This is a genomic window from Streptosporangium sp. DT93, assembly GCF_049844535.1.
In the GTDB taxonomy this organism is placed as follows: Bacteria; Actinomycetota; Actinomycetes; order Streptosporangiales; family Streptosporangiaceae; genus Streptosporangium.
The window spans coordinates 314764-328341 of sequence record NZ_JBNCLF010000007.1 but is presented as its reverse complement, the minus strand read 5'-3'; the positions used below and the strand labels follow the sequence as shown (position 1 = coordinate 328341).

Sequence of the window (13578 nt, the reverse complement as noted above, 5' to 3'; positions counted from 1 at the left end):
AACGCGCCCATGACCTTTCTGCTGGACGAGATCGCCCTCGCCACCGCCCGGCTCGCCGAGGCAGGTGTGCCGTCGCCGCGCACCGACGCCGAGGAGATCGCCGCGTGTGTGCACGCCGTACGGCGCAGCGAGCTGCACACCGTCAAGGACTCCGACTTCGACGCCCTGTTCTGGGAGGGGGTCGCCCGCAGGGAGTCGCGCGAGCCGTTGCAGCACATCACCGGACGGGCCTACTTCCGCTACCTGTCCCTGGAGGTCGGGCCCGGGGTGTTCGTGCCGCGCCCGGAGACCGAGGTCGTGGCGGGCTGGGCCATCGACCGGCTGCGCGAGATGGACGTCGCCTCGCCCGTGGTCGTGGACCTCGGCACCGGATCGGGCGCCATCGCGCTGTCCATCGCCCAGGAGGTGGCGCTGGCCACCGTGCACGCGGTCGAGGTCGACCCGGACGCCTACAGCTGGGCCAAGCGCAACATCATCGAGCACGGTCAGGGCCGCGTCCACCTGCACCCCGAGGACCTCGCCGACGCCCTGGCCGAGCTGGACGGCCAGGTCGACCTGGTGGTCTCCAACCCGCCCTACATCCCCCCGGGCGCGGTTCCCCGCGACCCCGAGGTCCGCGACTACGACCCGCGCCGCGCCCTGTACGGGTCGGGCAGCGACGGTCTCGACGAGGTCAGGGCGGTCGAGAGGACCGCGAGGAGGCTGCTGCGCCCCGGAGGCTTCGTCGCCGTGGAACACGCCGACCAGCAGGGCACCCCGGTCTACCTGATCTTCTCAGAGGAGAACGGCTGGCGCGACGTCCGCAGCCGCCAGGACCTGACCCGCAGGGACCGCTTCGTCACCGCGCGATTCGGCCAGGAATAGGATGCACGCCGTGAGCCGACGTTATGACTGCACCGATACCGCGCAACGCGCCGAGGGCCTGGCCGAGGCCGCGGCCGCGCTGCGCCGAGGCGAGCTCGTGGTGCTCCCCACCGACACCGTCTACGGCATCGGCGCCGACGCCTTCACGCCCGCCGCGGTCTCCGCGCTGCTGGAGGCCAAGGGCCGCGGCCGGGACATGCCGGTGCCCGTGCTGGTCGGCACGGTCCGCGCCGCCAACGCCCTGGTGGAGAACCTCGGCCCGTACGGCCAGGATCTCGTCGACTCCTTCTGGCCGGGCCCGCTCACGTTGATCTGCCGCGTGAACCGGTCCCTGTCGTGGGACCTCGGCGACGCCAAGGGCACCGTCGCGGTCCGGATGCCGCAGCACCCGGTCGCCCTCGACCTGCTCAAGGAGACGGGGCCGCTGGCCGTCTCCAGCGCCAACCGCTCCGGCGCGCCTCCCGCCGTCGACGCCGCCGACGCCGAGAAGCAGCTCGGTGAGTCGGTCTCGGTGTACCTCGACGCCGGGCCGTGCGAGAGCGACGTCCCCTCGACGATCCTCGATCTGACCACGGCGGTGCCCCGGCTGCTGCGCCGCGGGGCGATCCCGGTGGAGCGGCTGCGTGGCGTGATCGGCTACGTGGCGACGGACACGGGCCCGGGGGCCACCGGCTGACCTGCCGGCAGGCGCGCACGGGCATATGCCGTGATCCATGCCGTCTGATTATCATCGTGACGCGAGGCGATCTCCCCGGTACCTTGAAATGGGCCGACACTCCGGGAGACGTGCATGGGCAAGTTCGAAGGAATGGACCCCAAGCTGGTCCGCGATCTGCTGTCCGAGGTGAAGCAGGCGGCCGACCGGATGCGTGACGCCGAGGGCAGGGTGACCCGCCTGATGAGCGGGGCGGGCCTGTCCTCGCAGACGGCCCACAGGCCCGTGCAGATCGCCGACGCATGCGACGGAATGGTCCGGGACGTCACCGCCCGCGTGGCGCTTCTGGAGAAGAGGATCAGCCAGAACGCGACGGCACCGCCCGCCGGCCCGACGGCCGGGGACGCCAAGCCCGACACCGGTGCCCAGGGCGACGGCACGAAGCCCGAGGCGGGCTCCCAGGGGGAGGCGAAGAAGCCCGGGGAGGAGGCCTCCAGGGCCGAGAAGCCCACGGGCGGGGGGCCTGACGCGGCGGTCAAGGAGCCGGCCGACAGGCCGCGCGTCGGTGACCAGTCGGCCGAGAGCGCTCAGCGCGACGATCCGAAGGGCCGGCCCGAGACCGGTGCCGGCTCCGACTCCCCGCGCGACCACAAGGGCGACTCCGGGTCCGGCGGAGGGGCCGAGGAGGCCAAGCCTCAGACCGGGTCGAAGGGCGACGAGACCTCCCCGCGCGACGGCTCCCCGAGGACACCGGAACAGGGGACGGACGACCGCAAGCCCGACTCCCCGGGAACGGATGAGCGCAGGCCGGATTCCCAAGGGGCGGAAGACCGCAAGCCCGACTCTCAGGGAGCGGACGAGCGCAGGCAGGACCCGCAGGGAACGGGTGATCGGAAGCCGGATTCCCAGGGGGCGGACGACCGTAAGCCGGAGACCGGGTCGAAGGGCGACGAGACCTCCCCGCGCGACAAGGACACCTCGTCCAGGGAGGTCATCCGGACCGATCCCGGACCCGAGGCTCCGCGAGGTGAGGAGCCCCGGCAGCAGGCCCCCGAGCGCGACGCGACGCCCGAGCCCAGGGCTCCCGAGCGTGACGCGACGCCCGAGCCCAGGGCTCCCGAGCGTGACGCGACGCCCGCACCCCAGGTGCCCGAGCGCGACTCCGCACCCGAGGTGCCCCGGCAGGACTCCATGCCCGAGCCACCCAGGCAGGATTCCGCATCCGAGGCGCCCCGGCAGGACTCGGCCCCCGCTCCCGAGACGCCCCGGGCCGACGACGCGCGGCCCCAGGTGCCCAGGGTCGAGGACCTGAAGCCCGCCGTTCCGGGGCCGGGCGAGGGTGGGCAGAACGGGGGGCATCCCGTCGACACGGCACCTCGTGAGGCTCCCCGCACCGACACCGCCCCCCAGGCGCCCGAAGCGCCCCGGCAGGACTCCATGCCCGAGCCGCCCCGGCAGGACTCGGCTCCCGCCCCGCAGGCGCCCGTTCCGGAGGCTCCGGGGGCCGACGCCGCACGGCCGGAGATCGTCGACGTGAACGACCGGGGGCCGGGGGCCGGGGATTCCACCGGGACCGCGCCCGGGAACGACCCCGACGCCAAGGGAGACCCGGGGACCAAGGGCGACGAGCGTTCTCCCCGGCAGGAGGGCGGCACCTCCGGAGGCCCGATCCTCGACGGCCCCGCCAAGGACCACCCCGACGACATCGACCAGCGCGACTCCCGGGCCAAGGTCGTGGAGGTCGACGGGGTGAAGGTGCTCCAGATCCCGCTGGACTCGCCCACGGCGGCCGAGGTCGACGAGCTGCTCAAGAACATCGAGGACATACCGCCGCTGCAGATGCCCTCCGCCGAGAGCGTCTCCGCCACGGCGGCGCAGCCCGGATGGGTCGAGCCGCACGGCCCGCTCGAATCCGCCAGACCCGACTACCCCCTCCTCGACACGGCGGGCCCGACCACCGACCAGACCGTCCAGCCTCCGGGCACGGGCGGCGACTCCGCCTCCGGCTCCACCGGTACCACCTCCGGTGAGGCGCCCCGTCCGGCGGACTCGGCCTCCGCCGAACCCGCCGTCCAGAAGACCGGGGAAGGCCCCCCACAGCCCGCGCCGGCGCCCCAGGCGGCGGGCCAGGCGCCCTCTCTCGGTGACGCGCTCTCCGCCGAGGCCGCCGAGACGCGTCCGGCGGACGGCGCCTCCGACGGACAGGGACGGACCGCGGACGGCGCGGGCGCACCCGGCGGGAGCGGGGACGCGCGGCCGGCCGAGAGTCCGGCCGGTGTCTCGGCCGCTTGGGCCGACGACGGCGACGAGGTGGTCACGGCGCGGGCGGGCCTGCTGGACCCGGACGCGCTCAGGACGCTCACCGAGAACGCCCGGGAGGTCGAGCCGCTGGAGATGCCCGGCGTCCGGGTGCCGGACGGGGAGACGTGGGGCGAGGGCGCCTGGGTCCCCATGGACGTGGGGCCCGACGGCCCCGCGGGCGACGTGGACCCCGCGGATCCGGTGCGGCCCGTGCCGCCGCCCGGGGGCGGACGATGAGCGGCGCGTGCGGTGAGCGGGGCGCAGGGAGCGTGCCGGAGAGGGTGAGGAGCCTGTGATGTTCGTGGATCCACCCGCACCGCAGCCGATGCAGCCGGGGGAGACCCCGCCGCTCACCTCCAGCGGCGGGGTGTCGTCCTCGGACGCCACGTCCTGGCAGTTCAACCCCGACTACCAGCGCCTGGTGATGATGTGGAGGCAGGTGCTGCCCGAGCTGGAGAAGCTGACCACCAGCCTGGACGACGCCCACCGGCGTGCCCGCAGCAAGGAGGTCTGGGACGCCCAGGTCTCCGACCGCTACATCGAGGACATCACGGAGTGGCGTAAGCGCCTGGGCCTCTACCGGCAGGCGATCCTGACCTCGATCAGCGACCAGGCGGCCGACACGCCGAGGTGGATCCCCTCCGGCTCCAAAGCCCCGCACGCCTTCTCCTAGTCGCCACGCCGTAGGGGACCCGGCCATGAGGTGCCGGGTCCGCCGCGCCGCAGGAGATCCGGCCGCGTGGTGCCGTGCCGTGAGGGACCCGGTCAGGTGGCGTCGGGTCCGCCGTGTCGCGGGGCCCGGTCGGGCGGCGACACGCCTCCCCCCGGGAAAGCGCCCCTGACCTGGGATATCCGGGCATGCCGGGCTTACAGTGGGGGAGTCGTCGTCTCCGGGACGCGGGATGTGAGCCATGGGCGCAGAGCCGTACTACGGGCCGGATTTCGGTCTCCTGCAACGGGAGGACCCGGAGATCGCGTGCGTGCTCCTCGACGAGCTCGACCGGCTCCGCGAGGGCGTCCAGCTCATCGCCAGCGAGAACTTCACCTCGCCCGCCGTGCTCGCGGCGCTCGGCTCGACGCTCACCAACAAGTACGCCGAGGGATACCCCGGCAGGCGCTACTACGCCGGGTGCGAGGTCGTCGACCGGGCCGAGCGGCTCGCGATCGACCGGGCCATGCGGCTGTTCGGCGCCGAGCACGTCAACGTCCAGCCCCACTCCGGCGCCTCGGCGAACCTGGCCGCCTACGCCGCGCTGCTGCGTCCTGGCGACACCGCGCTGGCGATGGAGCTCTCCCACGGGGGCCACCTCACGCACGGTTCCAAGGTCAACTTCTCCGGGCGGTGGTTCGACGTGGTGGCCTACGGCGTGCGCCGCGACACCGAGCTGATCGACTACGACGAGGTCAGGGAGCTGGCACTGCGCCACCGGCCCAAGATGATCATATGCGGCGCCACGGCCTACCCCCGGGAGATCGACTTCGCCGCGTTCCGGGGGATCGCCGACGAGGTGGGCGCCTGGTTGCTGGCCGACGTCGCGCACACCGTGGGCCTGATGGCCGGTGGCGTCCTGCCCTCGGCGGTGCCGTACGCGGACGTGGTGACCTTCACCACCCACAAGGCGCTGCGCGGGCCCAGGGGCGGCGGGATCATGTGCACCGGGGAGCTGGGTCCCAGGATCGACCGCGCGGTCTTCCCGTTCGTGCAGGGCGGCCCGCTGATGAACGCGGTGGCGGCCAAGGCGGTGGCGTTCGGCGAGGCATTGCGCCCGGAGTTCGGCCGGTACGCGCGGCAGGTGGTGGCCAACGCCCGGGTGCTGGCCGACGCGCTGGCCGCCGAGGGCATGCGGCCGGTGTCGGGGGGCACCGACAGCCACCTGGCGCTGATCGACCTGCGCGACACCGGGATCTCGGGCGCGGTCGCCGAGCGGCGCTGCCAGGAGGCCGGGATCACCCTTAACCGCAACGCGATCCCCTACGATCCGGAACCGCCCACCGTGACCTCCGGCATCCGGGTCGGCACCCCCTGCGTGACCACCCAGGGGATGGGTGCCGAGGAGATGAAGGAGGTGGCCTCGATGGTGGCGCAGGTCGTCCGCAGCCCCGACGCGGTGGGTGAGACGCGGGAGCGCGTCGCCGCGCTGACACGGGCCCATCGGATATATCCCAGCGAACTATGAGCTGTTCTGTGTCGTTTTCCGGTCACAGGCGGCCGGACTATCCGCGAAACTGGTTCCGTGCGCGAATACCTACTCATGGCATTGGTCGCCGCGGCGGTGACGTACCTGCTGGTCCCGCTGGTCCGCGTCCTCGCCATCCGCATCGGCGCGATGCCCGAGGTCCGCGATCGTGACGTGCACACCACGCCGACGCCCCGGCTCGGCGGCCTGGCGATGTACGGCGGCCTCGTCGCGGGCCTGCTGATCGCCACCGAGCTGCCCTACTCCGGGGGCAACCTGGGCGCCGTGGGCCAGGGCAACACGGCGATCGCGCTGATCGCCGCGGGCGGCCTGATCACGCTGACCGGCTTCCTGGACGACTGGCTGGGCATGGACGCCCTGGTCAAGCTCGCCGGGCAGATCGGCGCGGCCGGGGTGCTGGTCGCCTTCGGGGTCACCCTGCCGTGGCTGCCGTTCCCCTCGTCGATGGGCGGGATCATCGTCCTGGACTCCACGCTGAGCCCGATCATCACGATCCTGATCGTGGTCGTCATCATCAACGCGGTGAACTTCGTCGACGGGCTGGACGGGCTGGCCGCGGGGATCATCGGGATCGCCGCCATGGCCACCTGGACCTACTCGGTGCAGCTGTCGAAGGAGTTCGGCGCCACCAGCATCAACGTCACGGCGCTGATCGCCTCGGTGCTCATCGGCGTCTGCCTGGGCTTCCTGCCGCACAACTTCCACCCGGCGAAGATCTTCATGGGGGACACCGGGGCGATGCTGATCGGCCTGGTCCTGGCCTCCACCATGATCACCGTCACCCAGCTCGACTCCACCGACATCAACAACTTCCCGGTGATCCTGCCGCTGCTGGTGCCGGTCGCGATCCTGGTGCTCCCGCTGATGGACCTGATCATGGCGGTGGTCAGGCGCACGTCCAACGGCCTGTCGCCGTTCTCGCCCGACCGGGGTCACCTGCACCACCGCCTGCTGGACTTCGGCCACTCGCACCGCCGCAGCGTCCTGATCATGTACGCGTGGACGCTCCTGTTCGCCTTCTCGGTCGTGGGCCTGTCCATCGAGGGTGTTCCGCTGATCGTGTTCCCGCTGATCGTGCTGCTCGCGGTGGGCGTCCTGGTGCTGATGGCCCTGCCCCGCCTGCGCGCCCGCCGCGACACCGGCGGGGCCGGGGGGACCGGCGGCCAGGGGCCGCTCCGGCCGGCCGGGCCCGCGGGTCCGGTCATGCCCGCCGACGGCCCCGGACGGCACGCCCGCCCCGCGACCCCTTCGGCCCCGGCGGATCCGATGACCCCGAGGGATCCGATGGCCCCGGGAGGCCCGATGCTCCCGGGGAGTCCGACGGCCCCGGGAGGTCCGGCGACCCGGACCGCTCCCGCGACGTCCCCGTCGCCGATGCCGCCCCCTGTGCCGCCCCCGGTCCAGGAGCGTCCCCAGGTTCAGGGGCGTCCCCACCCGTACCCGTCGCAGACGCCCGGTCCCCGCGCGGTGGCGGGTGACGACACCACGCCGCTGGCGGTGCTGCCGGACCTGTCACTCACCGCTCCCCGCCAGGCCTTCTCGAATCCTGAGACGCCCCTGTGAGACCGCCGCGCGCGGTGCTTGATCGTTTACTTGAAACGGCAGGTAAAGGCGGTCTTCCCGGAGCTTGTGATAGCTTTCACTAGCAGGCGCCGGGCAGCCCCGGCCCCGCAGGGTAGCAATCGCTCGCTTGATAACAGTCACCGGGAGTGTCGATGCAGGCCAACGACGTGCGTCTCCTCAAGGGAGCCGCGGTGCCCACGCTCCTCGTGGGCCTGGTCGTGATCGGCGTCGCGGCCCTGCTGGCCGGAGGCAAGGGGGCGCTGGGCGCCGCGATCGGCACCCTGGTCGTCTGCGTCTTCTTCGCCCTCGGCGTCGTCGCGGTCTCCGTCGCGGGACGCGTCTCGCCGATGATGATGATGACCGCCGCGGTGCTGACCTACGCGGTGAAGATCATCATCGTGATGGCCCTGCTCAAGGCGTTCGAGGACGCCACCGCGTTCGAGCCCAAGGCGTTCGGCTGGGCCGTCATCGTGTGCACGATCGCCTGGACGGTCGGCGAGATGCGCGGCTTCATGAAACTCAAGATGCTCTACGTCGACCCCGATGCCCCGGTTCCGGGGCAGGGCGGGCCGCGATGAGGCGTATGATCTCGCTGGCGCATCGTGCCCAACCCGATATGACTAGTCCTCACCACGGCTGCTATCGTCATGCCCGCGATGAGCGAAAAGAAAATCCGGCCCGAAGACGACGGCCGCGACTTCGCCAGCGCCGCTTGGTCGATCCCCAGTTATCTCCTCTCCGGGATGATCCTCTACGGCGGTGCCGGCTGGTTGCTGTCCAAGTGGACAGGCGTGGTCGCCTTCACCCCGATCGGTCTGATCCTCGGGGTCGCTCTAGCCGTCTACCTGGTCTACCGGAAGTACGGTCGCTAGCCTTCGGCGGCGGTCGCTTCGCTGACGAAGCCATTCCGATCAACTACCACGCTGAAGGGAACGCCGCGTGCGCACGCTGACGCTCCTCGCTCCCGGGGACGAGTTCACGCCTCCGGGACTCGAACTCTTCGACGCCACACCGCTCATCGCGGGCGTCGCCTGGTTCACGAAGCCGGTGCTGCTGGCCCTGCTGAGCACGATCCTCGTCATCGGCTTCTGCTGGTCGGCCTTCGGCAACCCGAAGCTGGTGCCGCGGGGCGTGCAGAACGTCGGCGAGATGGGCTACATGTTCGTCCGCGACCAGGTCGCCCGGCCGTTCCTCGGCAAGGACGCCGACCGGTGGATGGGCCTGCTGCTCAGCATGTTCTTCCTGGTCTGGGTGTGGAACCTGATGGGCGTCATCCCGGGCCTGCAGTTCCCGGTCGCCTCGCACATCGCCTTCCCGGTCGTGCTGGCCCTGAGCGTCTACTTCCTCAAGATCTACCTGGGCATCAAGCACCAGGGCGCGATCGGCTACTTCAAGAACATGATGTTCCCGCCGGGGCTGCCCAAGCCGATCTACGTGCTGCTGGCCCCGATCGAGCTGCTCTCCAACATGATCATCGCGCCCTTCACGCACGCGGTGCGACTGTTCGCCAACATGTTCGCCGGTCACATCATCCTGGCCTTCTTCAGCCTCGTCGGCTTCTGGTTCCTCTTCGAGAAGCTCACCCCGCTGGGCGCCCCGCTCGGCGTGGTCGGCGTGATCATGACGATCGCGATGACGGGCTTCGAGATGTTCATCCAGTTCCTGCAGGCGTTCCTCTTCGCGATGCTCGCCGCGATGTACATCGGCAACTCGCTCCACCCCGACCACTAAGACCTCCCTCGAAAATCCAGACCGGTGACCCTTCACCGGCCGACCTGTAAAGGAAACACACTCATGGGAATCCTCGCTGAGGTCACCGGCTCCCTCGGTTCCATCGGTTACGGCCTCGCCGCGATCGGCCCCGGCATCGGCGTCGGCATCATCTTCGGTCAGGGTGTGCAGGCCATCGCCCGCCAGCCCGAGGCCTACGGCCTGATCCGCCAGAACATGCTGCTCGGCTTCGTCCTCACCGAGGCGCTGGCCCTCATCGGCCTCGTCGCGCCGTTCATGTTCGGTCAGTAAGACGCAGGAAAACCTCTGACGGAAGGCTGCACAAATGATTCAGGCAGCTTCGCTCCTGGCGGCGGAGGAGGGGCACAACCCCCTTTTCCCGCACACCTACGAGCTGGTCGTCGGCGGCTTCGCCTTCTTCGTCGTCCTCTTCGTCGTCGGTCGGATCCTCACCCCGCGCATCCAGAAGACCCTGGCCGAGCGGACCGACGCCATCGAGGGCGGCATCAAGCGAGCCGAGGACGCTCAGGCCGAGGCCCAGGCGCTGCTCAAGCAGTACAAGGACCAGCTCGCCGAAGCCCGTCACGAGGCCTCGCGGCTTCGTGAGGAGGCCCGCGAGCAGGGTGCGCAGATCAAGGCCGAGCTCCGCGAGGAGGCCCAGGCCGAGGCCCGCCGCCTGGTCGAGGCCGCGCACCTGCAGATCGAGGCCGACCGTCAGCAGGCGTTCGCCCAGCTCCGCGCCGAGCTCGGCCGTCTCTCGATCGACCTGGCCGGCCGCATCGTCGGGGAGTCGCTGGAGGACGAGGCGCGCCAGCGCCGTACCGTCGACCGCTTCCTCGAGGAGCTCGAGGCGAGCAGCAGCAGCGCGGCGGTTCGCTGATGAGGGGTCTGAGCAGGGCCTCGCTGGCCGAGGTCGAGGAGCGCTTCAACGCCGTCGCGGGAAGCGCCGACCTCGGCACGCTGGCCGAGGAGCTGTTCTCGGTCGCCGACCTGTTCGACCGTGAGCACGGACTCCGCCGGAGCATGTCCGACCCGGCGCGCCCCGCGGCGCAGAAGACGCAGATCGTGCGGGTGCTGCTGGAAGGCAAGATCAGCGAAGCCGCGCTGGAGACGGTCGTCGCGGCCGTGTCCGCGCGGTGGGCCCGCTCGGCCGACCTGGCCGACTCCCTGGAGCGTCTCGGGGTCGTGGCGGCCTCGGCCGAGGCCGAGGCGCAGGGCAGGCTCGACGAGGTCGAGGACGAGCTGTTCCGGTTCGGGCGCATCGCCGCCTCGGACCTGGAGCTGCACCGCTCCCTGACCGCGCCGGCCGCGCCCGAGGGGGCCAAGCGGGAGCTGATCGGCTCCCTGCTGGCCGGCAAGGTGGCCCCCACCACCCTCCGCCTGGTGAACCAGATCGTGCTGCATCCGCGAGGACGTAGCCTGGACAACGGGCTGGAGGAGTTCGGCAGGCTGGTCGCCGCCCAGCGGCAGCGCCTCGTCGCGGTGGTGCGCAGCGCCGTCGCGCTCTCCGAGGAGCAGAAGAGGCGTCTTGCCACGTGGCTGCGCGCCTCGTACGGCCGCGACGTTCATCTGAACGTCGAGGTGGATCCGCGAGTGCTCGGAGGGTTCTCGGTGCACATCGGGGACGACCTCATCGACACCACCATCGCGGGACGAATCGAAGAAGTCCGCCGCCGGTTGGCCGGCTAGGCGAATAGGGAGACTGAAGAGAGATGGCGGAGCTTACGATCCGACCGGATGAGATCCGGGACGCACTTGAGCGCTTCGTCCAGGCGTACGAGCCGGAAGGTGCCGCGCGCGAGGAGATCGGGACCGTCGTCGACTGCGGCGACGGCATCGCCCATGTCTCCGGCCTTCCCTCGGCGATGGCGAACGAGCTGCTCGAGTTCGAGGACGGCACGCGTGGCCTGGCGCTGAACCTGGACGTCCGGGAGATCGGCGTCGTCGTCCTGGGCGACTTCAGCAAGATCGAGGAAGGCCAGTCGGTCCGCCGGACCGGCGAGGTCCTGTCCGTGCCGGTCGGCGACGGCTTCCTCGGCCGCGTCGTCGACCCGCTGGGCGTGCCCATGGACGGCAAGGGCCCGATCGAGTCCGAGGGCATGCGAGCCCTCGAACTCCAGGCCCCCTCGGTGGTCCAGCGCCAGCCGGTGAAGGAGCCGCTGCAGACCGGCCTCAAGGCGATCGACGCCATGACGCCGATCGGCCGCGGCCAGCGCCAGCTCATCATCGGTGACCGTGGCACGGGCAAGACCGCCGTGGCCGTGGACACCATCCTCAACCAGCGGGAGAACTGGCTCTCCGGCGACCCGGACAAGCAGGTCCTGTGCGTCTACGTCGCCGTCGGCCAGAAGGGCTCCACGATCGCCCAGGTCAAGGGCCGCCTGGAGGCGGCGGGCGCGATGGAGTACACCACCATCATCGCGGCCCCGGCCTCCGACCCGGCCGGCTACAAGTACCTGGCGCCCTACACCGGCTCGGCCATCGGCCAGCACTGGATGTACCAGGGCAAGCACGTCCTCATCGTCTTCGACGACCTGACCAAGCAGGCCGACGCCTACCGCGCCGTCTCGCTGCTGCTGCGCCGCCCGCCGGGCCGTGAGGCCTTCCCCGGCGACGTCTTCTACTTGCACTCCCGCCTGCTGGAGCGCTGCGCGAAGCTGTCGAAGGACATGGGCTCCGGCTCGATGACCGGTCTGCCGATCATCGAGACCAAGGGCAACGACGTCTCGGCGTTCATCCCGACCAACGTCATCTCCATCACCGACGGTCAGTGCTTCCTGGAGACCGACCTGTTCAACGCGGGTGTGCGCCCGGCCATCAACGTCGGTGTCTCCGTCTCCCGGGTCGGCGGATCGGCGCAGGTCAAGGCGATGCGCAAGGTCGCCGGTACGCTCCGCCTGTCGCTGTCGCAGTTCCGCGACCTGGAGGCCTTCGCCTCCTTCGCCTCCGACCTGGACGCGGCCTCCCGCGCCCAGCTGGAGCGCGGCCAGCGCCTGGTCGAGCTGCTCAAGCAGGCGCAGTACAGCCCGTTCCCGGTGGAGAAGCAGGTCGTCTCGGTCTGGGCCGGCACCACCGGTGAGCTCGACGACGTCCCGGTCGAGGACATCCGCCGCTTCGAGGCGGAGTTCCTGGACCACCTCGGCCGCGAGAACAAGGGCATCTTCGACAGCATCCGGGAGACCCGGGAGCTGGCCGACGACACGGTGACCGCCCTCAAGGACGCCATCACCGAGTTCAAGAAGGGCTTCGAGACCTCCTCGGGCGAGCACCTGGTCAACGACGAGCCGGTCGCCGCGCTCGGCGAGGGCGAGGTCGGCCAGGAGAAGATCACCAAGCAGGTCCGCACGGGCGAGACGAAGTAGCCGATGGGTGCCCAGCTAAGGCTGCTCCGCAGGCGGATCAAGTCGGTCAGGTCCACGGCGAAGATCACGCGTGCCCAGGAGCTCATCGCCTCGTCGCGCATCATCAAGGCGCAGCAGCGGATGCAGGCGGCCGTGCCGTACGAGCGGGAGATCACCCGCGCCGTCACGGGCGTCGTCAGCAACACCTCCAGCGTCGACCACCCGCTGACCCTGGTGAAAGAGCAGTCCACCAGGGCCGCGGTGCTCATCGTGACCAGTGACCGCGGGTTCGCCGGCGGTTTCAACGCCAACATCCTGCGTGAGGCCGAGGCTCTGGGCAACCTGCTCAAGGGCAGGGGCGTCACGGCCGTGCCGTTCGTGGTGGGCCGCAAGGGCATCACGTGGCACACCTTCCGCGGCCGCGAGATGGGCGGGCACTGGGACGGGTTCTCCGACAACCCCTCCTACACCGACGCGAAAAGGATCGCCGAGACGCTGATCCAGGCGTTCTCGGCGGAGGACGGCGTGGACGAGATCCACATCGTCTCCACCGAGTTCGTCTCGATGCTGACGCAGGAGGTCGTGGTCAAGCGGATCCTTCCCCTGGCGGTCGAGGAGACCCCGGAGAAGCCCGACACGCCGCTGCCGTACTTCGAGTTCGAGCCCACCGCCGGAGAGGTACTGGACTCGCTGCTGCCGAGGTACGTGGAGTCGCGCATCTTCAGCGCGCTGCTCCAGTCGGCGGCCTCCGAGCACGCCGCCCGCCGCCGGGCCATGAAGTCGGCGACGGACAACGCCAACGAGCTCATCCGCGTGTTCACCCAGCAGATGAACCAGGCCCGCCAGGCCGAGATCACCCAGGAAATCAGCGAGATCGTCGGTGGCGCGAACGCGCTGGCTGACGCCGCAGCGGGGAAAGAGTGAA

General features: G+C 70.9%; 14 protein-coding genes. All 14 read left to right on the top strand.

Going from position 1 to position 13578, the window contains the following annotated elements; translation table 11 throughout:
- The first annotated feature begins 9 nt into the window (after window positions 1-9).
- The 14 genes from prmC (at window position 10) to ACLQ2R_RS18425 (ending at window position 13577) form a co-directional block, all read left to right on the top strand.
- Window positions 10-864 (top strand): peptide chain release factor N(5)-glutamine methyltransferase, encoded by an 855-nt coding sequence (gene prmC / locus ACLQ2R_RS18490; protein WP_386235536.1) that lies wholly within the window; start codon window positions 10-12, stop codon window positions 862-864.
- Window positions 865-874: 10 nt separating this feature from the next.
- Window positions 875-1540: an L-threonylcarbamoyladenylate synthase gene (locus ACLQ2R_RS18485; RefSeq protein ID WP_425961096.1), complete on the top strand. Its 666-nt coding sequence runs from the start codon at window positions 875-877 to the stop codon at window positions 1538-1540.
- Window positions 1541-1654: 114 nt separating this feature from the next.
- Entirely contained in the window at window positions 1655-4057 is a 2403-nt protein-coding gene (locus ACLQ2R_RS18480) for a hypothetical protein (RefSeq protein WP_425961095.1), read from the top strand.
- 58 nt (window positions 4058-4115) lie between these two features.
- On the top strand, window positions 4116-4493 hold the full coding sequence (locus ACLQ2R_RS18475) for a hypothetical protein (RefSeq protein WP_425961094.1): 378 nt from the start codon (window positions 4116-4118) through the stop codon (window positions 4491-4493).
- 238 nt (window positions 4494-4731) lie between these two features.
- On the top strand, window positions 4732-5997 hold the full coding sequence (gene glyA, locus ACLQ2R_RS18470) for a serine hydroxymethyltransferase (RefSeq protein WP_425961092.1): 1266 nt from the start codon (window positions 4732-4734) through the stop codon (window positions 5995-5997).
- Window positions 5998-6072: 75 nt separating this feature from the next.
- Window positions 6073-7581, top strand: a complete 1509-nt coding sequence (locus tag ACLQ2R_RS18465; protein WP_425961091.1) for an undecaprenyl/decaprenyl-phosphate alpha-N-acetylglucosaminyl 1-phosphate transferase — start codon at window positions 6073-6075, stop codon at window positions 7579-7581.
- A gap of 152 nt (window positions 7582-7733) precedes the next feature.
- On the top strand, window positions 7734-8159 hold the full coding sequence (locus ACLQ2R_RS18460) for a hypothetical protein (protein ID WP_425961089.1): 426 nt from the start codon (window positions 7734-7736) through the stop codon (window positions 8157-8159).
- A gap of 78 nt (window positions 8160-8237) precedes the next feature.
- Window positions 8238-8453 carry an AtpZ/AtpI family protein gene (locus ACLQ2R_RS18455; RefSeq protein ID WP_307562447.1) on the top strand — a complete coding sequence of 72 codons (216 nt, stop codon included), beginning with the start codon at window positions 8238-8240 and terminating at the stop codon, window positions 8451-8453.
- Window positions 8454-8520: 67 nt separating this feature from the next.
- The gene (atpB, locus tag ACLQ2R_RS18450; RefSeq protein ID WP_425961087.1) at window positions 8521-9312 is read left to right on the top strand and encodes a F0F1 ATP synthase subunit A; all 792 of its coding nucleotides are present in this window, start codon (window positions 8521-8523) and stop codon (window positions 9310-9312) included.
- A gap of 63 nt (window positions 9313-9375) precedes the next feature.
- A complete protein-coding gene (atpE, locus tag ACLQ2R_RS18445) occupies window positions 9376-9603 on the top strand; it encodes an ATP synthase F0 subunit C (RefSeq protein ID WP_030906562.1) in 228 nt (75 codons plus the stop codon).
- A gap of 34 nt (window positions 9604-9637) precedes the next feature.
- Complete coding sequence (locus ACLQ2R_RS18440) at window positions 9638-10192, top strand: F0F1 ATP synthase subunit B (protein ID WP_425961085.1); 555 nt, start codon at window positions 9638-9640, stop codon at window positions 10190-10192.
- Entirely contained in the window at window positions 10192-11001 is an 810-nt protein-coding gene (locus tag ACLQ2R_RS18435) for a F0F1 ATP synthase subunit delta (RefSeq protein WP_425961083.1), read from the top strand. Before ACLQ2R_RS18440 ends, ACLQ2R_RS18435 begins: the two co-directional genes overlap by 1 nt.
- 23 nt (window positions 11002-11024) lie before the next feature.
- On the top strand, window positions 11025-12674 hold the full coding sequence (atpA, locus tag ACLQ2R_RS18430) for a F0F1 ATP synthase subunit alpha (protein ID WP_425961081.1): 1650 nt from the start codon (window positions 11025-11027) through the stop codon (window positions 12672-12674).
- A 3-nt stretch (window positions 12675-12677) separates the two neighbouring features.
- Entirely contained in the window at window positions 12678-13577 is a 900-nt protein-coding gene (locus tag ACLQ2R_RS18425) for a F0F1 ATP synthase subunit gamma (protein WP_425961079.1), read from the top strand.
- The last annotated feature ends 1 nt before the right edge of the window (window position 13578 follow it).